General features: G+C 40.0%; 21 protein-coding genes. All 21 read right to left on the bottom strand.

Features of this window, described 5'->3' with window-relative positions; genetic code table 11:
- Window position 1: 1 nt before the first annotated feature.
- On the bottom strand, window positions 2-505 hold the full coding sequence (locus LI164_RS01935; RefSeq protein ID WP_021651622.1) for a winged helix-turn-helix domain-containing protein: 504 nt from the start codon (window positions 503-505) through the stop codon (window positions 2-4).
- A gap of 16 nt (window positions 506-521) precedes the next feature.
- On the bottom strand, window positions 522-3,185 hold the full coding sequence (gene mgtA / locus LI164_RS01930) for a magnesium-translocating P-type ATPase (protein WP_227086671.1): 2,664 nt from the start codon (window positions 3,183-3,185) through the stop codon (window positions 522-524).
- A gap of 1,059 nt (window positions 3,186-4,244) precedes the next feature.
- Window positions 4,245-4,595 carry a GNAT family N-acetyltransferase gene (locus LI164_RS01925; RefSeq protein WP_005334324.1) on the bottom strand — a complete coding sequence of 117 codons (351 nt, stop codon included), beginning with the start codon at window positions 4,593-4,595 and terminating at the stop codon, window positions 4,245-4,247.
- Complete coding sequence (locus tag LI164_RS16475; RefSeq protein WP_005334325.1) at window positions 4,592-4,723, bottom strand: TetR family transcriptional regulator; 132 nt, start codon at window positions 4,721-4,723, stop codon at window positions 4,592-4,594. The genes LI164_RS01925 and LI164_RS16475 overlap by 4 nt, the downstream gene beginning before the upstream one ends.
- Before the next feature lie 72 nt (window positions 4,724-4,795).
- On the bottom strand, window positions 4,796-5,563 hold the full coding sequence (locus LI164_RS01915; protein WP_040015583.1) for a zinc ribbon domain-containing protein: 768 nt from the start codon (window positions 5,561-5,563) through the stop codon (window positions 4,796-4,798).
- On the bottom strand, window positions 5,493-8,345 hold the full coding sequence (locus LI164_RS01910) for an ABC transporter permease (RefSeq protein ID WP_227086670.1): 2,853 nt from the start codon (window positions 8,343-8,345) through the stop codon (window positions 5,493-5,495). The genes LI164_RS01915 and LI164_RS01910 overlap by 71 nt, the downstream gene beginning before the upstream one ends.
- A gap of 11 nt (window positions 8,346-8,356) precedes the next feature.
- Window positions 8,357-9,040 (bottom strand): ABC transporter ATP-binding protein, encoded by a 684-nt coding sequence (locus LI164_RS01905; protein ID WP_040015683.1) that lies wholly within the window; start codon window positions 9,038-9,040, stop codon window positions 8,357-8,359.
- 100 nt (window positions 9,041-9,140) lie between these two features.
- Window positions 9,141-10,061 carry a sensor histidine kinase KdpD gene (locus LI164_RS01900; RefSeq protein WP_227086669.1) on the bottom strand — a complete coding sequence of 307 codons (921 nt, stop codon included), beginning with the start codon at window positions 10,059-10,061 and terminating at the stop codon, window positions 9,141-9,143.
- Window position 10,062: 1 nt separating this feature from the next.
- On the bottom strand, window positions 10,063-10,716 hold the full coding sequence (locus LI164_RS01895; RefSeq protein ID WP_118005567.1) for a response regulator transcription factor: 654 nt from the start codon (window positions 10,714-10,716) through the stop codon (window positions 10,063-10,065).
- A 139-nt stretch (window positions 10,717-10,855) separates the two neighbouring features.
- A complete protein-coding gene (locus LI164_RS01890; protein WP_227086668.1) occupies window positions 10,856-11,515 on the bottom strand; it encodes a thiamine diphosphokinase in 660 nt (219 codons plus the stop codon).
- Window positions 11,508-12,170 carry a ribulose-phosphate 3-epimerase gene (gene rpe / locus LI164_RS01885; protein ID WP_117605658.1) on the bottom strand — a complete coding sequence of 221 codons (663 nt, stop codon included), beginning with the start codon at window positions 12,168-12,170 and terminating at the stop codon, window positions 11,508-11,510. Before rpe ends, LI164_RS01890 begins: the two co-directional genes overlap by 8 nt.
- A gap of 2 nt (window positions 12,171-12,172) precedes the next feature.
- On the bottom strand, window positions 12,173-13,051 hold the full coding sequence (gene rsgA / locus LI164_RS01880) for a ribosome small subunit-dependent GTPase A (protein WP_227086667.1): 879 nt from the start codon (window positions 13,049-13,051) through the stop codon (window positions 12,173-12,175).
- 13 nt (window positions 13,052-13,064) lie between these two features.
- Window positions 13,065-15,167 carry a Stk1 family PASTA domain-containing Ser/Thr kinase gene (pknB, locus tag LI164_RS01875; RefSeq protein WP_227086666.1) on the bottom strand — a complete coding sequence of 701 codons (2,103 nt, stop codon included), beginning with the start codon at window positions 15,165-15,167 and terminating at the stop codon, window positions 13,065-13,067.
- Window positions 15,161-15,904, bottom strand: a complete 744-nt coding sequence (locus LI164_RS01870) for a Stp1/IreP family PP2C-type Ser/Thr phosphatase (protein ID WP_005334343.1) — start codon at window positions 15,902-15,904, stop codon at window positions 15,161-15,163. The genes pknB and LI164_RS01870 overlap by 7 nt, the downstream gene beginning before the upstream one ends.
- Window positions 15,882-16,952: a 23S rRNA (adenine(2503)-C(2))-methyltransferase RlmN gene (gene rlmN / locus LI164_RS01865; RefSeq protein WP_005337167.1), complete on the bottom strand. Its 1,071-nt coding sequence runs from the start codon at window positions 16,950-16,952 to the stop codon at window positions 15,882-15,884. The genes LI164_RS01870 and rlmN overlap by 23 nt, the downstream gene beginning before the upstream one ends.
- A 14-nt stretch (window positions 16,953-16,966) precedes the next feature.
- Entirely contained in the window at window positions 16,967-18,268 is a 1,302-nt protein-coding gene (gene rsmB, locus LI164_RS01860) for a 16S rRNA (cytosine(967)-C(5))-methyltransferase RsmB (protein ID WP_227086665.1), read from the bottom strand.
- Window positions 18,269-18,365: 97 nt separating this feature from the next.
- A complete protein-coding gene (locus tag LI164_RS01855; RefSeq protein ID WP_227086664.1) occupies window positions 18,366-19,070 on the bottom strand; it encodes a zinc metallopeptidase in 705 nt (234 codons plus the stop codon).
- 74 nt (window positions 19,071-19,144) lie between these two features.
- Window positions 19,145-20,080: a methionyl-tRNA formyltransferase gene (gene fmt / locus LI164_RS01850; RefSeq protein WP_005334352.1), complete on the bottom strand. Its 936-nt coding sequence runs from the start codon at window positions 20,078-20,080 to the stop codon at window positions 19,145-19,147.
- On the bottom strand, window positions 20,081-20,551 hold the full coding sequence (def, locus tag LI164_RS01845) for a peptide deformylase (RefSeq protein WP_005334354.1): 471 nt from the start codon (window positions 20,549-20,551) through the stop codon (window positions 20,081-20,083).
- A 101-nt stretch (window positions 20,552-20,652) separates the two neighbouring features.
- Entirely contained in the window at window positions 20,653-22,869 is a 2,217-nt protein-coding gene (priA, locus tag LI164_RS01840; protein WP_227086663.1) for a primosomal protein N', read from the bottom strand.
- Entirely contained in the window at window positions 22,869-24,335 is a 1,467-nt protein-coding gene (locus tag LI164_RS01835; protein WP_227086662.1) for a UDP-N-acetylmuramoyl-L-alanyl-D-glutamate--2,6-diaminopimelate ligase, read from the bottom strand. Before LI164_RS01835 ends, priA begins: the two co-directional genes overlap by 1 nt.
- Between the last annotated feature and the right edge of the window lie 164 nt (window positions 24,336-24,499).

Raw genomic sequence — 24,499 nt, 5'->3', positions numbered from 1 at the left:
TTTACACCTTATCATTAAATTTATATCCGATCCCCCAAATCGTAAGTATAAACTTTGGTTCATCCGGATTCGGTTCAATCTTCTTTCGCAATTTTCGAATAAATGCCATGATATTACTGTCATCTAAAAGATAATTTTCAGACCATACTGCCTTATAGATCTGCTCTTTTGTAAATACTTCTCCTCTGTTTTCCGCCAGAAAATACAGGATATCAAACTCCTTAGGAGTCAGGGAAACCGCTTGGCCCATTCTAGTAACGCTCCTGCTTTTCGGATTGATTACTAATTCCCCAATTTTCATCTCATCCGAAAGATTGAGAGATGCAATTTCTGAATTATTTGCAGTGCTGAGCAGTAATGAATTTATCTCGCCACTCACCATATCATAGATACCAGAAAGCAGTTCTTTCGCACTGTCACTTTCTGGTGGTTCTTTGATCAGCTTTTGAAGGAGCCATTCCTGCAGGACAGAATCCATGGAAATAACACTGATATTCTTTTTCATGATGGTTTCCCTCCTTTCAGATCAGCCCATGATATTTCTTCTGATAAACAGTTTTGACCACCGTAGTCAGAAGCATATAGAGTAAGACTACAACAAATAAAAACAGGAAATACATGATTGGCAATTTCGTCAATCCAATAACACCTGCGCTTTTGGTAAAAGTAAGTGAAGTAAAGACAATAATTCCTGCAAAGGTCGTACAAACAACCGGAATGGAAGGACTGCTCTGCACAAATGGTATCTTCCTTGTCCGAAGAAAATGAAGGATCAAAACCTGCGTCCACATCGATTCTAAAAACCATCCTGTCTGAAACAAAGCAACATACTGCGACTGCATCACTGGATCTACCATGTTCAGATACGTTGTATCGCCACACAATAATGGACAGAGAATATAATACAAAAACAGAAATGTCACGATATCAAATATCGAACTAATAGGACCAAAAAATAACATAAATCGTCCCAGCGTCTTTCCGGACCAGTCTCTTGGCGAGAGTGTTTCTTCCTCATCCACATTATCCCATGGAAGGATGATACATAAAACATCATACAGCAGATTCAATAATAAAATCTGCAGAGATGTCATTGGCAAAAATGGTAAGAATGCACTGGCACATACAACAGAAAAAATATTGCCAAAATTAGAACTTGCCGTAATCTTAATGTATTTGAGCATGTTTGTAAATGTTTTACGCCCTTCCAGAATCCCCTGCTCTAATACACCTAAATCCTTTTGAAGCAATACGACATCCGCTGCATCTTTCGCTGCATCTACCGCTGTATCTACTGAAATACCAACATTCGATTCACAAAAAGCCGGGATATCATTGATTCCATCTCCCAAGAAACCTACTGTATGTCCATTTTGCCTTAAAGCAGAAACAATACGGACTTTCTGCCCTGGTGTTAATTCTGCAAATACATGAATATTTTCTACTGTTTTGCCGAGTTCATCGTCCGTCATCTGATCCAAATCTGCACCAGTCAATATGATTTCTGACGGGATTTTGACCCTTCGGCAAATAGATGCTGCCACATCAGCCTGATCACCTGTCAGTATTTTCGGTGTTACCTGCAGTCTTTTCAGAGCCTCCACAGATGTCTTTGCTGTCTTTTTCGGTGCATCAAAGAATGCAAGATATCCCATCAGGATCATATTGTTTTCGTCTGTCGGTATGATCTGATCCTGTTTCTCAATCTTTTTCCGTGCAACAGCAATCACTTTCATTCCATCCTGCAGCATCTCATCCACTACAGAAGCAACACTCTGCATCCCGTTTTTTTCCATCGGTAGGATTTCGCCACGAAATTCCACATGACTGCACCGAGACACAATCTGGGAAATATTACCCTTCATAATAAGCTGGCAATCTCCATTTTTATCTGTCACCAGTGTACTAACAAATTTGCGGGAATAATCAAATGGAATTTCATCCTCTTTCTGATACCGCATAAGAAGATCAGAAAAATGCTGTTCATGCCCAGGCATCGTCTGGCAGGCAAGAATTGCATTATCAATTGGATTACATACACCGGAATGGAAAGCACTATTTAAAAAAGCAAAATCCAATACCTGCCCACTTTCGTTTCCCAGCACATCCATATAGTATTCCAATAGGATACTTTCATTGGTCAGTGTTCCTGTTTTATCCATGCAGAGCACATCCATGCTACCAAATCCTTGCATTGCATTAATGTCTTTAATGATTGTCTGCTTTTTACTCATACTCAGGCTGCCCCTTGCAAGGCAGGCTGTGATCACCATCGGCAGCATTTCCGGCATCAAGCCAACGGCAACAGACAGTGCAAAGGCAAAAGATTCCAGCCACCTTCCACCTGTGATCTGCAATAGTATGAATACAATAGGAATCAATACTGCAATAAAACGAAGCATGACCCAGGCAATAGAGTTGGCTCCTTTTTGAAAAGACTGTTTTTCATCTGGATCTTCTTTCGTAAAACTACCATATAGTGTGTCTTTTCCGACTGCAAGCACAATACCCTCACCTTTTCCACTGATGACAGTTGTTGCCATAAATGCAAGATTTTCAAGTTGCGTCAAGGATTCCGAATTACTGTAACTCAATGCCTGTGCATTTTTTTCCAGGATCGCACTTTCGCCTGTGATCGCTGCCTGGGAGAGAAAGAGATCACTTACTTTGGTGAGTCTCAGATCAGCCGGAACACGATCACCTGCCACAAGCAGAACAATATCTCCAACCACCAGTTCCTCAGCTGGAATCTCTTTCACTTCTCCCGCACGCCGTACGGTAATGCTTTCATGTATCAGCCGGTTTAGCTGTTTTGATGCATTCTTTGCACGAAGTTCCTGAACCAAACGGATTGTTCCGCTAATCAAAATCATTGAAAAAATGATAACCGCAGTCGTTGCATTTCTGGCAAAATTCGATACAAGAACCACATCTGTAGCCAGTGAAATGATTCCAAGAACTAAAAGAATGATATTAAATGGATTGATGAAGGCACGCCGCAGTAGTCGTAACATGGTATCATTTCTTCTTTGCGAGAAACTATTTACACCATACTTCTCTCTCATCAATTCAACCTGTGATTGTGACAGGCCTTCCCCTGATATCTCTAATTCCTGATATATTTGTGATACTTCTCGATAAGCATATTTCTTAATACAACAATCGATCAGTGTAGTTTTAGGCATATAGACTTGCCTCCTTTCTCAATACCGATATATTTATTTTAACATTATCTTAAAAAAACTCCATGCTTAGATTCTTGCTTTTTTCTTGCGATTACATTGATAATTTACTTCTACACCGCACCTCTTTAAAACCAATAAACTCAAGGCCTTTGTTCCGTCCCTTAAACACTGCCGTGACAATTAAAAGCAAAGCATAATACAACAACGTTCTGTTCGATACTAGAAATATATCATCAGCATACAGTTTGAGCGGAAAAAGTCTCATGGTCATGAGCGAAAATGAAAGCAAAATTTATTAGATGGTACAACATACTATGCCTTTAAAATTCCAGTTACATATTCATATTGGAACCTAATCATCTGTTATTTTTATTATAATACTTGAAAAAAAAGAAGCACTCATACAAGCGCTTCTTCTTACCATATTAGGACTTCGACCAAAAGTTAGTGGGCCACAAAGTGGGCCATTTTTCAAAAAATTACATGAATTTATATAGAGTTTTATCCAAGTCGAAAATCCGCTAAATGCTCTAGCTATCAGCATTTAAAGGCATTTAACAACTTATATGGACATTTATGAAACCTGTCTCGTAATAACGATTCCTAATTTCATTTTTGTATTTCCTCCTATAAATCCTTTGATTTCAGCATACTTATTTTTGCAAGTGTGCCATTTAGTGGGCCATTGTTTTTTCTTTCCAAATCAATCTGCAAATCTGGCCGAGTATAATCCCGTACTTTCCTAGGATATTCCCTTGCCAAGTTCTTTGCCTTTTAAATCTTTTCCTATATTTCAGCTTCTCTCATAGAAACCCTAATACAGTATCTTGTATTATACCATAGCATCTTATCTTTGTGAATATTCATTTTAGGCATTATAAGGATATAAAATTTGCGGACATAAGAAAAAAGGAAGGCTCTCAGCCTTCCAAATAAACTTATACATCAGAGAACTCGTGCCATACCGCTTCTCTGTTATGTTCAAGCATACTTACTTTCTGAATCAACCCATAACAATCTTCATCGTAATCCGGTTTAACAATTACTAAATCGTCATCCTCACTTTTTCTCTTTATATGGGAACTGCTTATCAAACTCTTCTGCTTCCTGCTCATCTACAAGATAGCCTTCTGGTGTGGCATACTCTCCAGTAATCCCATCAAGATAACCCGGAATCAGTTCCTTACATAGGAAAAATGATGCATCCTCTCCCTCCGGCAATCCATGATATCGGATACCATACTCGCTTGCCGGTTTGAATCCACTCTTCCCATAAAAATCAATATTTCCTTCCAAGCATAATGCACCGCAGCCTAGCTCTGCAGCTTTCTCCAACGAATAATCAAGCAGACTTTTACCATATCCTTTCCGTTTATATTCGTTCTTGATACAGATTGGTCCCATCGTCATAATGGAAATACTTGTGGCATATCATATTCTGTTGCCTGTTCACCATCCTGCTGCTCCATACGCCCCACAATACAATCAAAAATATCTCTTTTGCTTTTGTAATGACGGTACAATGCCCCTTTTGTCATATCCTGCTATCTGGCTGACTGAGACAGCCTCGTAACCATCTCTGGCGAACAAATGCAGTGCCACAATTAATATTATCTCTTTTTATAAATCAGAAGCTCCGGATTTTCACCATCCTTCTCATATGTACATATCAGAATAAAATCCATACTTGCCAGGATACCGAAACACCTGTCTCCTCCGAATTCGGACTCCAATTGATTACCCAAGTAGGTTTTCTCATCATCAAGGAATTTCACTTTTTGTCCATTCGGCAGAGTATATTCCAGATTCACATATTTCCCCACAAGTGCATTTAGTTTGTCTACCCTTGGAAGTCCGTCTATATGCAGATCATTAATTTCATTTATCAATTGCTTTTTAAACTCTTCAAACTGCCCATTGTCACTAAGTTCATCATACCTTTTCCAGTAATCTAACTTTGGAAGCATTTCTTTCAGATAAAAGCGTGCCTGTTCTTCAGTAAAATTTTCATTTACCATATTCTTTACACATACATCAATCAATTCATCCATATCATTATATGTGTATGTTCCATCTGCATAGCACCATTTACAATACTCCTCATTTAATGTGCCATCCTTATCACGTCCCAATATGGAATCATCATCAATTGGCATCCCGCAGCACTGACAGATCAGCTTTCTGGGTTCTCCCAAAAGCGTATTGATGGAAACATCAAATTCTTTCGATAAGAGCTTAAGTGTATCCGTATTTGGAACTGTAGCTCCATTTTCCCAACGTGATACTGCCTGCCTTGTAACCATGATTTTATCTGCCAGCTCGTCTTGTGACATTCCTCTTTCTGTGCGAAGTTTCAAAATAATATTTTTTATTTCCATAATCATCACCTCCGTTATCTTTATCATATCGATAAATCTGCAGTCTGAAAAGCAACCTGCTGTTGCCATAAATATTAACAGCTGCAAATGATAACATTACACACACTGCAATCTGAATCGGCCAATGAAATGTAAAATATGACAATTTATTTTCCATATAAATTTTCACACCAACCAAGACTACCACTCCCGCAGTAAACAACAATCCCATCACACACATAAAATAATAACTGCCTTCGCCAAAGAGCATTAATTTCATCTGCTTATCCGTCATCCCGATACTTTTCATAATATCAAATTCTTTTCTCCGAGCGTACATCCCGGTAAATACGACGTTACAATAATTGGTCAATCCCGCAATGAATAATATGATGCTTATAGCACCTAGGAGAATTCGATTTCCTCTCATATATGTTTCTTTTTGTTGCATCAGGTCTGATTTACAGATAACAAAAACTCCTGCTTCGCCGGTTCCTTCATCCATCGATACTTCTGTCATTTCGGATCGTTTCTTATTTTCCTCGGATATCAGCTCGCTGATCTGTGTTTTCACATAAGGTTCTTTTTCCGGATCAGCAGTTAATTCCATTGCTAATATCTTTTTCTCAGTTGGTATCTTTTGAAAGCCTTTCTCACTGATAAAATAATATAAGCTGCCTTCTCTACCATGCCAGGATTGATGTATTTCCGGGAAATCATCACTTTGCCTGTCTAAATAACCACATAGAGGAAATGTTTCAGATTCTTTTTGAGGGAATTCGTCTTCCTGTTGTTTCTCTTTATTCTCAGAATTACTTTGTTCTTTTCTACGAATCGCATCTTCTCTTGAAAGCAAAGTTTTAAAGTATACCGGTTCGCCAATTGCTTCATCTGCAAGTTTTTGCTGTTCCGGGGTCAGCATATGATCATGTATGATCAGCACACCATTTCCTTCTTCCAAAGATTTCAAATCAATATTGAGTTGATTATCCTGAACGTATTTCTTAAGCGACAAGATTTGATTTTCATTTAAAATCTGCACCGTATCCCAACTGAATCCTTCCACCATATTGTCATTTGTAAGATCTGAAAGCCCCTCGTCATAAGGACGAATTCCTTTCTTAGACATAACCGTAGTTACATAAGCTCCTTCAATCAGATTTGAATTTTCCCAATCAATACCATCTATCTTGTGTAGTTTTTTCTCCAACTCTTGAGAGATTGGTGAAAATTCATCATAATCATTATCATACAACAGTTCCACACCGTCTCCCTGTGTCAGTAAAGGATCAACATCGATTTCTCTGGTTTTATATTCTTCCCCACATCCCTGGCTTTTCCCGAATTCGCTAAACTCTCCTGCCAGCAAAAAATCAGGACGTTTTTCAAGAAGATGCTTATAATCGCATCCATTTGTAAGTACATTCATTAGAATAAAAGACAGGACTCCTAAAAATATGGAAATACTTGTAATGATAAATCGTGCTTTATGTCGTGTTATATTTCCCCATGCAATATAAAACATTTCTCCTATTTCAGAACGTTTCAACACCATTTCCACAGGATGTTTTATTTTTCTGTTAAGCTTATTTCCATCATAAGTGGCACTCTCAACGCAAGACAGAGTCGTTATTTTTCTAATAACACCTTCCGATGCTATCCACAGAATTCCATTTACAAATAGAACAGAAATCAAAAGAATCCACGGCCTGAAAAAGGAAAGTATTGTATTCCCTCCCATTTCCTGATAAAAATGGAAGCCTAATAGTTCCGGTATTATTAAAACTAAAATCACTGCTGAGATCAAACTTCCCAAGACAGAACCTTTTAACATGAGTAACCTCATTTGTTTCCGGTATATTTTTGTAATCTGTCTTTCTGTGGCTCCGATCGTGTGGAGCAGTCCGAGATTTTGAACATCTTCGCTCATGGATATCCAAAGGACATTGCGTACAAGGAAATATATTCCACACAAAATTCCTATTGTTCCTAATATCACCATCTCATATCCACCTGCGAATTTAGAAACAGCAGTATATTGTGCTGTATCAGAAACGTATATCTTCTGATCTGCACTCTTCATCGGCAATGTCTGATATAATTTTTCCTCTGTTTTACTCCTGTTTAAATGATCACTCTGACTGAAAAGTAAAGTATAAGGACCCTTTTCCAGTTTCAACTCTTTAATTTTGTCATGTGAAATATATCCGATTGCTAATTCATTTCCAGAGTCTGTATACCAGCCACACAATTCGAATTTTTCTTTCGAATGTTCGAACACACCTTTGTATACATCTAAGTTTATTTCCATTCCTTGTTCCGGTTCAGAGATACCAAGTTTTTTCAATGCCCGCTCAGATAATAGAATTTCTTCCTTTTTCTGCGGATAATTCCCAATCACATTGGTATATGCCGGCCTCAAAAAATTGTTCCAACTTTCTGAATCAGCCCAAACTACGTTGCATATCGTTTTTTCATTATTCTTAGAAATATCTGTAGCTTCACCTACAAAAATACTTTTCCCAACTTGTTTTATATAATCCAGTTGTTTTAATTTTGCATATTGTTCTTCTGTTCCATCTTCTATTCTGCCCGAAGAAGCAGCTCCATTTTCTCTGATTAATTTTATTTCTTCTGCCTGTATTTTTCCAAAAGAGATTCCGAATACCATGGTAATCGCAACAATTCCGATTACTACCGAGCAAAATAAAATCGTATTTCTCACCTTTTTTGTGCCTGAAAAATTTTTAGCCAGAAATCGGATTATGTCTTTATTGTTATTTGGAATGTTCTTATGAAACATAGTAATCCCTCCTAACAATCGTTACAATCTCTTGTATAGATTTTCCCATCGGACATACGTATTACTCTGTCTGCCATCTGTGCTACTTCCTCTTGATGAGTTACGATCAATGTCGTCTGATGGAATCTTGCGGCACAGGATTTTAGTAATCCCACAACTTCCATACTTGTAACAGAATCCAGATTTCCGGTCGGTTCATCCGCCAGGACAATTGCCGGTTTCGTTAATAATGCCCGCGCTATAGAAACTCGCTGTTGCTGCCCACCAGACAGTGTTGATGGGAAACGTTCTAATTTATCTTTTAGTCCAAGTGTTTCTACAATTTCATTGAAAAAATCCACATCGATTTTCTTACCATCCAGTCGCATCGGAAGAACTATATTTTCGCGTATGCTAAGAGAAGGTATCAAATTATATTGCTGAAATACAAATCCGATATTTCTTCTTCTGAATATCGTTCTTTCTTCCTTGTTAAGATCTTTTAAACTTGTATTTCTGATCCAAACACCTCCAAAATCCGGAGTGTCAAGACCGCCCAAAATGTTCATAAGTGTTGTCTTTCCACATCCAGACGTACCGACAACTGCTATAAATTCGCCCTCTTCTACTGTTAGTGACACACCATCTAAAGCACGCACTTCATATGTATCGGATGTATAATATTTTTTAAGATTTATGGCTTTAATTATGTCCATCTTTTCTGTAACCCCCTTTCGCAAATGCTGCATTTTTTCAGCCATACTCTATTTTACATGGTACATCTTACAAACTTCTTACAAGGTGCATATGAATTGTCTATATCGGAAGATTCACCTCTATAAGGAACCCTGGATTCATTTGTTTTGCTTTGATCATCCCTTTTTGTAATAAAACAATCTCTCTGGAAAGATATAAACCAATTCCACATCCTTCCTGCCCTCTTGCCTGCTCACCACGATAAAATCTTTGAAAAATTTTATTTTCTTCTCCATCTCTTATCCCAATTCCATAATCTCTTATCTGAATTTTATAAAACATTTCCGTTTGTTTCATTGTGATATCGATCGTACTATTGCTTTTGCTATATTTGACTTCATTATCAAACACATTATAAAATGCCTCACACATCCAGTTTTTATCATGTTCGCAAATGATTTTCTCCGGCAATTCTACTTGAAAAAAGATACCTTTATCTTCTGCCTTTTTTTGTATTTGCCCTAATGCATTTAGAATTGTTTCGACAAGATTTTCTTTTTGCATGTGAACTTGTATGATTCCTTGCTCTAATCGAGCAGTTTTTATAAAGCTTTCCACTAAAAAACATAATTGTTCTTCACTCGTTCGCAAGTCTTTCATGTATTCTGTATTCAATACTTCTTGCGTTTCATCCAATGACTCTTGCAGCAATTCTGTATAATTTTTTATATTCGCCAGCGGTGTCCTTAGTTGATGCGCTATCTCAGAAATCAATTTTTGTATCTCATATTGACTTTTTTCGGCCTCTTTTCTTCTTCCTTCTAACATTTCCTGTAAACGGATTAACTGATTGGCTGTTTTAGAATAAAGCGTTTCCTTCCCTATATCAGAATCATCTAAGTCATTGCCATTTATTAAAGATTCGGTCAGTTTATATATTTTGTTCATTTCCTTTGTTCTAAAATGATTTTCAACTAAATATACAGTGCTTCCTCCGAGTATGAAACCTACTAAAAATACTGTGAAAATTGCTGCAGCCATGCTAATCTCCCATTCTATATCCCATTCCAAATACATTACTGATAACATTCGATGAATCATTTAATTTCTTTTTCAATCTGCTGATCATAACGCTAATTGTGTTAGGATCAATGAATTCACTATCGATTCCCCATATATTTTCCATTATCATCTCTTTTGTAAGAACCTGATTCTGGTTCATAATAAAATATTCCAAAAGCTGATACTCTTTGAGTGTTAACGATATTTCTGTTTTTCCTACAAAAACCTGTTTTCTATCCGAATACAAGATAACCTGCCCGCACATAAAAACATTTTCATTTGATTTTCTCTTCAAAACAACTTCCATACGTTTTAACAATACCTTTATTGAAAATGGTTTGACCACATAATCATCTGCTCCTATATCAAACGCTTTTAACATATCTTTTTCATCATCTTTTGCAGTTAAAAAAATTGCCGGGATTCTTCCATTTTTTTGAAGTTCCTGATATAGATTTATTCCATCTCCATCCGGTAATCCAATATCTACAATCAACAAATCTACAGAACTATCTATATTTTTAATTGCTTCTTTTCTTGAAGCGGCAAGAATCGTTGTATAACCTTGATTTTGCAATGATGTATCTAATGCTTTTCTTAACAAATTGTCATCTTCTATAATTCCTATTACCATACACACCTCCTGATTTTTCTAACTTATATATTAAAAAATGTCCTTGCATTCTTACCGTTATGTAAAAAAGCAGGATATATCCTTTTTTCGAGAACATATCCTGCCTGATATTTTATGACCCCAACATCATTTTGTCTGTTTACTTTTTATCCCGGGTTTCCATCAGAATTACAATCCCGGAACCAAATGTAATCTTTACTTCATCTTCTTCGAACTGGTTGCTGACACACAGACTGTCATAAGGTGTGAGCTGATGATCATGAAGCGGATATTTCGCACCTTCAATGCTCAAACTGTAAATCTCCTGTCCTAATGGGAATATTGAAAAATACGGTCCATATGCATCCTCGCGACGGATCACTGTGTCGCCGCCGATCAGGCGAATCTTATTCTGGGAATCCAGAATGACCGCATCAACCCCCGCTTTAAATGGAATTGTGAGTGTCTGTACATTTGCCCACAGATGGTCGATTCTTCCACCGGTCGCTCCGAGGATATAGATTTCACTGGCTCCAAGTGTCATTGCCAGGCGAATTGCGATTTCTGTATCTGATGCATCTTTTACCGGATTAAATTCGCGGATCGGAACTTTCGTCTCATTGCGGTAATAGTCTCCGATTTTCTGGTCTACACTGTCGAAATCTCCAACAATATAACTTGGAAGTATCTTTTGATGATAAAGAAATTCCATTCCCTTATCAACACCAATAATAAACTGACTGTCCAGTGTTTCAAGTTCTGATAATACAAATGATTCCTCTAACTCTCCACCACTTACAATCACAATTTTCTTACTCATAAGTCTTCAAAATCTCCATCATCGCTTTTGTATTTTCTGCCGGGTCTCCTTTAAATACTGCTGAACCGGCTACAATAATATTCGCTCCTGCATCCAGTACTTCTTTGACATTAGTCTGGTAGATTCCTCCATCGACCTGGATATCTACGGAAAGTCCCTGATCTGTGATCATTTTTCTCGCCTCACGAATCTTATCCAGAGATTCCGGAATAAACTTCTGTCCTCCAAATCCCGGATGTACACTCATGATCAGTAACATATCAATGTCTTTTAACAGATCCTCTACTTTTGAAACCGGTGTTTCCGGGCAGATAGAAAGTCCTACTTTCATTCCACACTCACGAATCTTCGCAATTGTAGCGTTCACATCTTCACAAGCTTCCAGATGAATCGTCACGATATCGGCTCCTGCTTCTTTAAAAGCCTCCACATAACGAATTGGTTCCTGCACCATAAGATGTGCATCCATAACCTGGTCTGTTGCATTGTGGATAGATTTTAATACCGGCATTCCAAAGGAAATGCTTGGCACGAACATTCCGTCCATAACATCAAAATGCAGATATTTTGCACCATTATCCTCTGTAAGTTTCATCTGCTCTCCAAGAACTTTAAAATCTGCCGACAATATTGACGGCGCTAAAATGTAATCCATAACTAGTACCTCCTCTTATTTTTCAATTCCTCATATAACTCTTTATAATCTTCATACCTGACAGCATGAATCTTTCCTTTTTCGACGGCTTCTTTCACAGCACAACCTGGTTCATGAATATGATCACACCCATTAAATCTGCACTGACCTTCATATAGCTCAAACTCCGGAAAATAATATTTCAGCTCTTCTTTTTCAAAATCATTCACATATAATGAACTGAATCCAGGCGTATCCATAATATAAGAATCTTCACCAATCATAAATAATTCTGAATGTCTTGTCGTATGCTTTCCTCGTTCAATCTTCCTACTGATACTGCCGGTTTCCATATTGGCCTTTGGATTTAAAAGATTGATAATTGACGACTTTCCGACCCCGGAAGGACCAGCAATTGCTGTAGTCTTACCTTCCAGCATCCTGCGCAAAGTTTCCATATTCTTTTCTTCTTTTGCACTGACAAATATAAGCTGGCACCCACATTTTTCATAGATTTCCGCCAGTTCCGATAATTTTTCTTCAGAAGCAATATCCTCTTTATTAAAGCACAAAATCACCGGTATCTCTTTCGTCTGCATCATAACAAGAAATCTGTCAAGCAGGTTAAAATGCGGGCTTGGCTTTGCCACTGCAAATACGACCAGTGCCTGGTCAATATTAGCAACTGCTGGTCGGATCAATTCATTCTTTCTCTCAAAAATGTTTATAATACTTCCAGTCTTTTCCACTTCACTTAAAACTTCGATTTCTACGTCATCGCCTACCAGTGGTTTTTTCTTATCCTTGCGAAAGATTCCTTTCGCTTTACATTCATAAACACCGGATTCTACTACATGAACGTAGTAGAATCCGGCAATTCCTTTTACTATCTTTCCCTGCATCTTTTTCTATATCCTATTGCTGACCGCTGTCACTTCCACTTCCACTGCCGCTGTTGCCATTGTCCGTATTTCCACCAGTATTCGTGTTATCAGACGGTTTCGGTCCACGGCTTAACACATAAGTGATCGTGCTGCCTTTCGATACACTTCCTGAAGCCGGGCTCATAGAAATGATTGTTCCCTCTTCATAGTTACTGCTGTATTCATCTTTCTGCTTACTTGCATTCAAACCGTTCTGAGATGCCCATGACAGAAGTTCTTCCTCATCTTTTCCTGCAAAGTTCTGGATACTTACCTTATCGCTGCCACTGCTAAGTACCAGATTGACGGCTGTTCCGGCTGATACTTTTTTACCAGGTGTCACGCTCTGAGAAATAACATTTCCCTTTGCTACACTGTCATCATGCTGGGTGCTGGTAGATCCTACAGTAAGTCCTGCTGCCTGAATCTCACTTCTGGCATCTGCTTCAGATTTTCCACGCACATCCGGTACTGTCTTCTTCTGAGCTCCCTTACTTACAATCATCTTAACCTGCGTGTCTTTTGCTGCCTTGGAATTTGCTGCAGGTGTTGTACTGATTACATTACCTTCAGCTACATTATCATCATACTGAAATTCTGAAATAGGTTTAAATCCTGCATCTGTCAATTTTTTCTGAGCTTCATCCTCACTCATGCCAGATACATCCGGCACAATAATCTCTTTTCCAATTAATGCGGAACTTACAACTACATGAACGGTTGAATGTTTCTTTACCTTTGTTTCGGCTTTTGTCTTCTGCTCACTGACTGTTCCTTCCTCATACTTCTCAGAATCTTCTCTAGAGTCAACTTTAATTCCAAGTTTCTTATCTTTCAGTGCTTTTGTTGCTTCTTCTTCTGTCATTCCGACAATATCAGGTACTTTTACTGTATCTTTGTCTGATGAATCTTCTGTTGTTGTTCCGGATCCAATAGATTTAAAAATTCCTGCTGCTTTTCCGACTGCAAAAATCAAAATAAATGCAATGATCAGTGCCACTACGATCATTAGAATCTTCATGACCTTGTTCATATGTGGATTAACTTCTTCTGCGCCTTTTCTGCCATCATAATCGTCATCATCGTACTCTTCGTCGTCATCATCATAACGGTCATCACCATAATCATCGTCATAGTCATCGGCGCCATAATCATCGTCATCTCCGTAATCATCATCATAGTCGTCATAAGAACTTCTGATATCATCCAGTTCATCATCTGTGATAATCACTGTATCTGCATTACGAAGTGGCGGAATTTCAACAAAATCCCCGTCCGGATCCATCATAGATCTCTTCAGATCTCTTGTCAGATCTGCTGTACTTGCATAACGTCTCTCACTGTTCTTCTGGGTACATTTTAAAATAATCTGCTCCAGACTGTACGGAATATCCGGTGCATACTCTGACGGAGGTGTGATTTCCTGCTGCAAATGCTTCATAGCAACTTCCACTGTTGACTCTCCGTCAAATGGTACTCTTCCGGTTACCATCTCATATAGTGTGATACCAATTGAATAAATGTCACTCTTCGCATCACTATAGCCGCCTCTTGCCTGTTCCGGAGATGTATAATGAACAGATCCCATTGCATTGGAACTGATCGTATTAGAAGTAACAGCCTTGGCAATCCCAAAATCAGTCACTTTGACCTTACCATCTCTGGATATCATAACATTCTGAGGTTTAATATCACGATGTACGATACCTGCCGCATGTGCTGCCCCGATACCATTGCACATCTGAATTGCAATGCTAATGACTTCTTTATGGGAAAGCTTTCCCTTCTTTTCAATATATTCTTTTAAAGTGATGCCCTCTACCAGTTCCATCACCATATAATAAAGTCCCCGGTCCTCTCCGACATCATACACATTTACGATATTCGGATTCAGAAGTCCTGCGGCTGCCTGCGCTTCTGAATGGAATTTACGGACAAAATTCTCGTCTTCGCGATATTCTTTTTTCAATACTTTGATCGCGACATAACGGTTCAGCATTGTGTCTTTTCCCTTATAGACATCTGCCATACCACCGGCACCAATTTTGCTCAGTACCTCGTATCTCTTTCCTAATACAATACCATCTTTTACCATGCACTCACCTCATCTGCAAGCGGCTCAGCTAAAACAACCCCTATGTTATCTCTCCCGCCATTGCTGTTTGCTTTTTCGATCAACATCTGTACTGCCTCGACGATGTCTCTCGCTCCCTTTACAATATCAAACATATCCTCATCTTCAACCATATTACTGAGACCATCGGTACACATCAGGATCATATCCCCCTTTTTCAGCCGATATTCATAAATATCAGCCTCTACTTCTTCCTTGACCCCCATGGCTCTTGTAATAATATTCTTATCCGGATGATTCTTAGCTTCTTCTGCTTTTATACCTCCCAGACGAACCATCTCTTCAACAAGAGAATGATCCTTGGACAACTGTTTTATCTTATCACCAATCAGATAAAGACGACTATCTCCGACATTCGAAAAATATAAAGTATTCCCTATTACAGTAGCTATTACGAGTGTCGTTCCCATACCTTCTAACTTCACATCAGACTGTGCTGCCTGTATCAGCTTATGATTTGCTACAGACACAATACTCTTCAAGATTTCTTCCGGTTTATCAAGTTCTGTCTTTTCCAGTTCTTCATGGACAACCTTCACGGTATATTTTGACGCAAAATCACCCGCTTTATGTCCTCCCATTCCGTCTGCTACTACAAGCAGATTCGGAAAAGGACCTACCGGCTTATCTGTCACATAGACATAATCCTGATTCATCTCACGTTTTCGACCCACATCAGTCTTCGCATATATCTTCATCTGGTCTCTCCTCTTTTACAGCACCATATCGTCTTCTGAGCTGTCCACAGGCTCCGTCAATATCAGAGCCTCTTTCCCTTCTAATAGTAACATTTATTCCGTTTTTTTCAAGTTTATTTTGAAATTCCATAGCTTTTTTGCTATCTGGCTTTTTGAAATCCCTCTCCTTAATTGGATTTACCGGAATCAAATTCAGATGACAGTTACGGTGTTTCAATATCCCGGTCAGTTCTTTTACATCGTCCGGTCCATCATTCACGCCTGCCACCAGACTATATTCAAAGGTCACTCTCCGCCCGGTCTGCTTGTAATAATCATCACAGGCTTCCAGTACTTCTGAAAGTTCGTATTTATTCGCGATCGGCATCAGTTTTTTACGCTTTTCCTGACTGGAACCATGCAGCGACAATGCAAGAGTAATCTGAAGTCCTTCCCCTGCCAGTCTGTGAATATTGGGTACAATTCCACAAGTGGAGGCGGTAATACTTCTCTGGCTGATATTCAACCCATGTTCATCACTAAGCATATGTATAAATTTTACAAAGTTATCGTAATTATCCAAAGGCTCTCCTGTTCCCATAACAACAACATTGGATACTCTTTCGCCTGTCATCTTCTGGATCTGATAAATCTGTCTTAACATCTCAGAAGTTGTCAGATTTCTCTCAAGCCCATCCAGTGTAGACGCACAGAATCTGCACCCCATCCTGCATCCGACCTGTGAGGAAATGCATACCGAATTGCCATAGTTATATTTCATAAGAACGCTTTCGATACGGTTCCCGTCCTCCAGCTCAAACAAAAATTTTTCTGTCGGATCCACCTTGGAGATCTGATGGGCGACCACTTTCACTTTACGGATTTCATACGCCTGATCAAGTTTTTCCCGAAGTGCTTTCGACAAGTTTGTCATCTCATCGAATTCTTCTGCCAGTTTTTCATGAAGCCATGCATAAATTTGTTTTGCACGGAACGGTTTTTCTCCGATGCTCTTTATCTCATCTTGTAATTCATCATAGTTATAAGATACGATGTCTTTTTTCTCCATGACCTTGCTCCAATCTATTGTTTTCTAAATTCAGCAATATAGAATCCATCCCCCATATCGCTTCCCGGCAGCATCTGTTTTTCCCGGATTTTTTCAAATTCCGGAAAGTTTTCCACAAACCATGCCGTGTTATCCTCATTTTCTTCCCGATTAATTGTACAAGTGCTGTACAGAAGTTTTCCTCCTGGTTTTACATAATTATGGACAACTGTCAAAATCTGTCTCTGTAAGTCTGCAAGTCCTTTCGCCATCTCTACTGTCATTTTACTCTTCAAGTCTGGTTTTTTACCAAGAATTCCAAGTCCTGAACACGGAAGATCTGCAATTAGAATATCTGCTTTTTCATAAGACGCCTCATCATTGATCGTCGCATCCTGGCATACAGCCTCTATGTTATCAAGTCCACTTCTTTCAATATTCTCTTCAATCAACGCAACCTTGTATTCTGTCAGATCTCTTGCTTCCACATGCCCGGTTCCAGACAACTTTTCCGCAAGGTGAATTGCTTTTCCTCCCGGTGCTGCACAGACATCGATCACATAATCTCCTTCTTTCGGTTCTGCCCATTCGGCCACCTGCATGGAACTGATATCCTGGATATAGAAATATCCTTTCTGAAATGCCAGAAGTCCTGCCAGATAATCATAATTGGTCAGTTCATATGCATAAGGAAGTACCGGGTGTCTGCGATAGACCACACCATCTTTTTCCAGTTCTTTTTCAAATTCTTCCTTTGAAACAACAGCTGTATTACGTCTGACTGTCACTGGGCGCTCTTCAAGAAATGCTTTTCCCATCTTCTCTACTGTCTCTTTTCCATATACCGAGATCCACTTTTCTACCATCCACATTGGCAGAGAATATCTCACGGAAAGACAGGCAATCTCATTGGAAGGATCCGGATATGAAACCATGTCCAGATTTCTGCTGATATTACGAAGGACTCCATTTACAAATCCTTTTAGATTCACAAATCCTTTTTTTCCTGCAAGTTTTACCGCTTCATTACACACCGCACTGTCCGGTACGTGATCCATATATTTTAACTGGTAGACCGAACTTCTTAAAATTGTGCGGATCACTGGTTTCTGTTTGTTCACTTTTACTTTTGAAAATTGATTGATGATATAATCAATCTCTATCTGACGCTCAAGCGTGCCCTCCACCACTCTCGTGATGAATGCACGCTCTCGTTTTTCCAAATACTGATATTTATCAAGAACATTTTTCAGGGCTATATGACTGTACTCCCCGTCTCTTGTAATTAAGAGCAGCGTCTCCAGTATGATTTCCCTTACATTTACCTGCGTTGCCATGTGTCTATCCTCATTTCCTTTTTATCAAACTATATCTTCACTCAATCACACCATCTTCACGACTACTCTTCTTCATTTTAACTAATCTCTTCAATGTCTAGTCGTCTCTTCTGCCACCTGTCAGAATCAGGATTCGCAAAAGCTGAAGGATTGCAGAAGCTGCACCTGCAACATAAGTAAGTGCTGCTGCCGTCAGTACCTTTTTGGTTCCGGAAAGTTCATCCGGATATAATAGATTGCTCTCACCCAGAATCTTTATCGCTCTTCTGGAAGCATTGAATTCTACCGGAAGTGTTATGATCTGAAATAACACTGCCAGTGAAAATGCCAGAATACCAAGATTCAGTAACACTTGGGACATCTGGGAATTAAAGAACAATCCCAGAAGAATCAGCGGCCACGCAATGGTACTTCCAAAATTGGCAGCCGGAACAAGTGCACCACGAATCTGTAGCGGTGCATATTCCACCTGATGCTGGATTGCGTGTCCGCACTCATGTGCTGCTACTCCGACAGCTGCCACCGATGTCTGTCCATAAGTCGCATCAGAAAGCCGGAGTACTTTTCCTCTCGGGTCATAATGGTCTGTCAGATTACCGGATATCCTCTCAACCCGGACATCATAGATACCAGCTCTCCTCAGGATTGTCTCCGCAGCCTCTCTTCCTGTCATACCAGAATGACTTCTCACTCTGGAATATTTATTAAATGTTGAATTCATCTTCGCAGATGCAATCATGCAGATGACTACACCGATCAGAACAAGTACATAGGTCGGATCAAAATACATTGGATAATACATAACTTTCTACCTCCTTTATCCTTTAGGGGTATTATATATGAAAAAGACGCAAAAACACGTCTTTTCATACTTTCTTAACATTTTTTTAGAATTTCTCCATATTCCAGGTGATTTCCTCTAAGAAATGCGCCTGCATCCATACGTTTTTTGCCTTGAAGCTGGAGTTCCTCAATCTTCAGAAGTCCTTCACCAGTCTGGACATAAAAACTGTCTTTTTCCACTTTTACAATCGTTCCGGCTTCCTGGTCTGTATTGTCTTCCACGACATCTGCCTGCCACAGCTTGATCACTTTATCATTCCAGTGTGTGTAAGCACTTGGCCATGGGTTTAAACCTCGGATCAGGCGCTCAATCTGAACAGCCGGATCATTCCAGTTAATATTACCAAGATTCTTATCCAGCATCTTTGCATATGCAGTCGTGCTCTCTCCCTGCGGCTCCCATGTAGCTGTCTTATCTTCCAGACATTTCAAAGTCTCTACACAAAGCTTTGCTCCTGCCTCTGCCAGTTTATCGTGCAGGCTTCCACCAGTCTCCTTTGGATCTAGCGGGATTTCTGTCTTTAAGATCATATCTCCTGTATCCAGGCCTTCGTTCATCTGCATCGTTGTCACACCGGAAAACTTCTCACCATCAATGACTGCCCACTGAATCGGTGCAGCTCCTCGATACTTTGGAAGTAAAGATGCATGGACATTAATGCAGCCATAAGGTGTCATCTGTAGAATTTCCTTTGGAAGAATCTGCCCAAACGCAATAACAACCATAATATCTGCGTTATATTTTTTCAATTCTTCAATACATTCCGGCTCCCGGATCTTTTTTGGCTGATAAACCGGAATGTCCCGGGCAAGAGCTGCTTCCTTGACCGGCGTATACTGCATCTTGCCGCCACGCCCTTTCGGTTTATCCGGCTGTGTCACTGCAAGAACAACCTCATGCCCGGCTTCTGCAAGCGCCTCTAATGTGCCAACAGAGAAATCCGGTGTCCCCATAAATATGACTTTCATCTATTCCTCTCCCTCTTCTACATTGTGAATACCGCCTTCAACAAGATCTACATACATTTTTCCATCCAGATGATCGATCTCATGGCAGAACGCCCTCGCCAGAAGTCCTTCGCCTTCCATCTCAAACTCATTCATATCTTCATCCAAAGCTCTGACTTTTACATAGTTCGGTCTTGTCACCTGTCCACATTTTCCAGGTACACTTAAGCATCCTTCTTCTCCTGTCTGCTCTCCGGAAGTTTCCAAAATCTCCGGATTGATCAGTATGATCGGACCTTCCCCTACATCAATCACTACAATTCTTTTTAACACTCCGACCTGTGGTGCTGCAAGTCCGACTCCCATAGCCTCATACATGGTATCTAACATATCCTCGATCAAAATCTTTGTACGGATACTCATCTTTGTTACTTCTTTACAGTGTTTGGTCAAAACATCGTCCCCAAGCACTCTGATTTCTCTGATTGCCATAATCTTTTTTCTCCTTTACCTGCTACATTCTATCTTATGACGCCTGTGGATTGTAACCTGCTTTGCATCGGCATCATGTCTTCACTCTGATAATCTTATTATTACGGATTCATATCAAACTGTATCTTCAATGACTGAAAGCCCCGATTGATCTCAATGTATTTTTCCATCCGCTCCTTCACCGCCATCAGGATTCTTTCATCTTCACTTTTCAAATAGATGACCTTACGGTAAATATCATTGATTTTTCCTATGCCTGGACTTGCTGGTCCAATGACTGCCATCGGTGCTTCTCCAGCTGCCCGCACTGCAAAATCTTTCAGGTATCCTGAAGCTTTCGTAAGAAGTGCCTCGTCTGCCCCTGATGCATAAATTGCCATCAGCCCGGCAGCCGGCGGATATCCCATAAGTCTCCGGTAACTGATTTCTTCTTCATAAAAACTTTCATAATCCTGCTTTGCGGCATTTACAATACTATAATGCTCTGGACTGTATGTCTGAATCACAACCTCTCCCGGAAGATTCCCTCTCCCGGCACGGCCTGCAGCCTGCACAAGAAGTTGAAATGTACGTTCTCCGGAACGGTAATCGTCCCCATACAGTGACATATCTGCCGCCAGAATTCCAACCAGTGTTACCCCAGGAAAATCATGACCTTTCACAATCATCTGCGTCCCGATCAGAATATCTGCTTCTTCGTTTGCAAACGCTGACAGAATCTTCTCATGCCCGTCTTTATTCTTTGTCGTATCCAGATCCATACGCAGGACTCTTGCCTGTGGAAAGCGCTTCTTTACCAGATCCTCTACCTGCTGCGTTCCCATGCGGAATCCACCAATATAAGGGGAGCCACAGGACGGACAAGTTTTGATCATCCTCTCCTCATGCCCACAGTAATGACAGATGAGCCTGCCTCCTCTGTGCTCTGAGAGCGAAACATCACAATGAGGACATTTTACTACATATCCACAGGACCTGCAAGAGACGAACCCCGCATATCCACGCCGATTGAGGAAAAGCATCATCTGGTGGTGCTCACTTAAACACTTTTCCATAAGTTCTGTCAGTCTGTCACTTAAAATACTGCGGTTTCCATTCTTTAATTCTTCCCGCATATCGACCGTGTATACCTTTGGCATCACTTGCCTGGTAGCACGGTTCTTTAATTCCAGCATCGTGCAGCTTCCGCCCTGGCACCAGGAAAATGCTTCCACAGAAGGTGTTGCTGAACCAAGTACGACACTTGCCTGTTCAATCTGTGCACGGCGTATTGCAGTCTCCCTTGCATGATATCTTGGCACCTGCTCACTTTTATAAGTAGGCTCATGCTCTTCATCAATCACGATTAGTCCCAGATTGGAAAATGGTGTAAAAAGCGCAGATCTAGGTCCAATCATCACATCCACTTCTCCACGTCTGACACGCTCCATCTGATCAGATCGCTCTCCTTGGGAAAGTCTGGAATTCAAAATCGACACCCGGTTTCCAAATCTGGCATAGAAGCGCATCACCGTCTGATAAGTCAGCGCGATCTCTGGAATCAGCATAATTGCCTGTTTTCCCTGACTAACCACCCGACTGATCATCTCAATATAAACTTCCGTCTTCCCACTTCCGGTTACGCCATAAAGCAGATATGTTCCGTAATGTCTCTGACTGTAATCTTTCCAGAATGTGTCGATTGCCTGCTGTTGTTCTGGTGTATGTGTAAGTGGACCGAAATCTTTTTTCTGGTAGTGTATCGGATTACGGAAATTCTCTTCTTCCTGAATCTCCAATACTCCCTGCTCTTCCAGAGAACGAATGACCGAAAGTGTGACATTTAACTTCTTTGTAATGAGCTCATAGTCCTGCTGTGGCTGATCTAACAGCCCTGCCAAAAGCCTTGCTCTTGCCTTTTGGTTCTTGTGCAGATAAATATCTAACTGCTTCTTTCCTTCCTCTTCATTTAAAAGAAGCTTCACCTTGCGCTTGTGCTGGATCCGCTCTTTTTTCTTAATAGGAAGTACCGTCTTCAATGCCTGAATCATAGTTCCACCATAGTATTCTCGGATCCATGCAGCTAGAGCAATAAGTTTTGACTCGATTTCCTGATGGTTTTCTTCAATACAAAGAACTTCTTTAATTTTTGCGAGGTCGTAATCTGCTTTTTCAGAAAATCCTATCACATATCCATGAGTTTCTTTATTCCCTTTGCCAAATGGAACTATAACTTCCATTCCAACTTGAAGCACCCCCTCAAGTTCTGGGGGGATGCGATACTGAAACACTTTATCTAATTTTTCATGCGTAATATCAATAATAATATCAGCGAACATTACTCTCCTTTAAGTTCTTCCAATACTTCTTTAATCAGGACTCTCTCATCCATGTCATATTTCACGCCTTTGATTTCCTGATATGTCTCATGTCCCTTTCCAGCCAGCACAATGACATCACCCGGACGTCCATGCTCGATGGCATAACGGATTGCCTCTTTACGGTCACAGATGTCGATATATTTTCCATCTGTCTTTTTCATACCCACGATGATATCATCAATAATTGCCTGTGGCTCTTCGAATCTCGGGTTATCTGAAGTAATGATTGTAAAATCAGACAGTTTTCCGGATACCTCTCCCATCTCATAACGTCTTGTTTTAGAACGGTTTCCGCCACAGCCAAATACCGTCACAATACGTCCCGGATTGTAATCACGAAGTGTGTGTAACAAGCTTTCCAGTGCCATAGCATTATGCGCATAGTCAATCATAAGTGTAAAATCATCGGATACCTTGACCATCTCAATACGACCTTTGACCTTTGCGACTTTCAGTGCATCTTTGATTTTCTCGATCGGTACATTAAAATGTCTGCATACTGCAATAGCTGTCAGTGAATTGTACACACTGAATTCTCCAGGAATGTCGATTTCCACATCAAAGTCCATCAGTCCTGTCACATGGTACCAAACTCCAAGATATCCCGGTCTTGAGATGTGCTTCACATCGATTGCACGAAGATCTGCCTTCTCCCCAAATCCAAATGTCTCAATTTCGCAGGTTGCACCTTTAAATACATCTTCGAACCACTTGTCATCTACATTTCCAATTCCAACTTTGCACTGTTTGAACAGAAGTCCTTTACAGCGCTTATAGTCCTCAAAATCTTTATGCTCATTCGGTCCAATATGGTCTTCTCCAAGATTTGTGAAGATTCCGATATCAAACATAATCCCTGCGGTTCTGTGAAGCATCAGTCCCTGTGAAGAAACCTCCATAACCACACAGTCACATCCTGCTTCCACCATCTGTGCAAAATACTTCTGAATCGTGTAAGACTCTGGTGTTGTATTATTAGATGGAATGGTCTTATCCCCGATGATTGCCTCAATCGTACCAATCAATCCGACTTTGTGTCCTACTTCCTCCAGAATAGCTTTTACCATATAAGTTGTTGTTGTCTTCCCCTTGGTACCGGTAATTCCAATGGTCTTAAGCTTTTCAGCCGGATATCCGAAGTAGGCTGCTGACATAAGTGCCAGTGCGTATCTTGTATCTTCTACTTTGATAACTGTCAATCCCTCTGGCACTTCCACATCTTTTTCCACAATAACCGCTGCAGCACCTTTTTCTGCTACATCTTTTACATACTGATGACCGTCTGAAACAGCACCGCTGATGCATACGAACACACTTCCCGGTACGACCTTTCTGGAATCATTGACAAGTTCTGTAATCTCTATATTATCACTGTCTGCGACCACCTTGTAATCCAGACGCTCCAATAACTTTGTTAATTTCATTCTCTATGCCTCCTGATCATATTTTCAAGAATACTTCCTTAAATACCTATTTAAATAATACAAGGTACCATGGAACACTTTCATTTTATTATATACCACCCCTTAGACGAAAAGCAACGAATTCGTAAATACATCTCGAACAAAAAATTAATTTTTTCCTGCTT

It is taken from the genome of Dorea sp. 210702-DFI.3.125, assembly GCF_020560945.1.
GTDB classification, from domain to species: Bacteria; Bacillota; Clostridia; order Lachnospirales; family Lachnospiraceae; genus Dorea; species Dorea formicigenerans.
This window is presented reverse-complemented; position numbering and strand designations above follow the sequence as displayed.

Bases quoted from the DNA above. Each gene is read 5' to 3' on its own strand.
- rlmN (WP_005337167.1), bottom strand. From the start codon at position 16,952: ATGGAGAAAAAAGACATCGTATCTTATAACTATGATGAATTACAAGAT.
- pknB (WP_227086666.1), bottom strand. From the start codon at position 15,167: ATGGTAAAAGATGGTATTGTATTAGGAAAGAGATACGAGGTACTGAGC.
- LI164_RS01910 (WP_227086670.1), bottom strand. From the start codon at position 8,345: ATGTTTCATAAGAACATTCCAAATAACAATAAAGACATAATCCGATTT.
- LI164_RS01890 (WP_227086668.1), bottom strand. From the start codon at position 11,515: ATGAGTAAGAAAATTGTGATTGTAAGTGGTGGAGAGTTAGAGGAATCA.
- LI164_RS01835 (WP_227086662.1), bottom strand. From the start codon at position 24,335: ATGAAATTAACAAAGTTATTGGAGCGTCTGGATTACAAGGTGGTCGCA.
- LI164_RS01900 (WP_227086669.1), bottom strand. From the start codon at position 10,061: ATGGCTGCAGCAATTTTCACAGTATTTTTAGTAGGTTTCATACTCGGA.
- rpe (WP_117605658.1), bottom strand. From the start codon at position 12,170: ATGGATTACATTTTAGCGCCGTCAATATTGTCGGCAGATTTTAAAGTT.
- LI164_RS01925 (WP_005334324.1), bottom strand. From the start codon at position 4,595: ATGACGATGGGACCAATCTGTATCAAGAACGAATATAAACGGAAAGGA.
- LI164_RS01895 (WP_118005567.1), bottom strand. From the start codon at position 10,716: ATGGTAATAGGAATTATAGAAGATGACAATTTGTTAAGAAAAGCATTA.
- LI164_RS01870 (WP_005334343.1), bottom strand. From the start codon at position 15,904: ATGAAGATATATGCGAAGACTGATGTGGGTCGAAAACGTGAGATGAAT.
- rsgA (WP_227086667.1), bottom strand. From the start codon at position 13,051: ATGCAGGGAAAGATAGTAAAAGGAATTGCCGGATTCTACTACGTTCAT.
- LI164_RS01855 (WP_227086664.1), bottom strand. From the start codon at position 19,070: ATGTATTATCCAATGTATTTTGATCCGACCTATGTACTTGTTCTGATC.
- LI164_RS01935 (WP_021651622.1), bottom strand. From the start codon at position 505: ATGAAAAAGAATATCAGTGTTATTTCCATGGATTCTGTCCTGCAGGAA.
- def (WP_005334354.1), bottom strand. From the start codon at position 20,551: ATGGCAATCAGAGAAATCAGAGTGCTTGGGGACGATGTTTTGACCAAA.
- LI164_RS16475 (WP_005334325.1), bottom strand. From the start codon at position 4,723: ATGACAAAAGGGGCATTGTACCGTCATTACAAAAGCAAAAGAGATATT.
- rsmB (WP_227086665.1), bottom strand. From the start codon at position 18,268: ATGGCAACGCAGGTAAATGTAAGGGAAATCATACTGGAGACGCTGCTC.
- LI164_RS01915 (WP_040015583.1), bottom strand. From the start codon at position 5,563: ATGGAAATAAAAAATATTATTTTGAAACTTCGCACAGAAAGAGGAATG.
- priA (WP_227086663.1), bottom strand. From the start codon at position 22,869: ATGTTCGCTGATATTATTATTGATATTACGCATGAAAAATTAGATAAA.
- mgtA (WP_227086671.1), bottom strand. From the start codon at position 3,185: ATGCCTAAAACTACACTGATCGATTGTTGTATTAAGAAATATGCTTAT.
- LI164_RS01905 (WP_040015683.1), bottom strand. From the start codon at position 9,040: ATGGACATAATTAAAGCCATAAATCTTAAAAAATATTATACATCCGAT.
- fmt (WP_005334352.1), bottom strand. From the start codon at position 20,080: ATGAAAGTCATATTTATGGGGACACCGGATTTCTCTGTTGGCACATTA.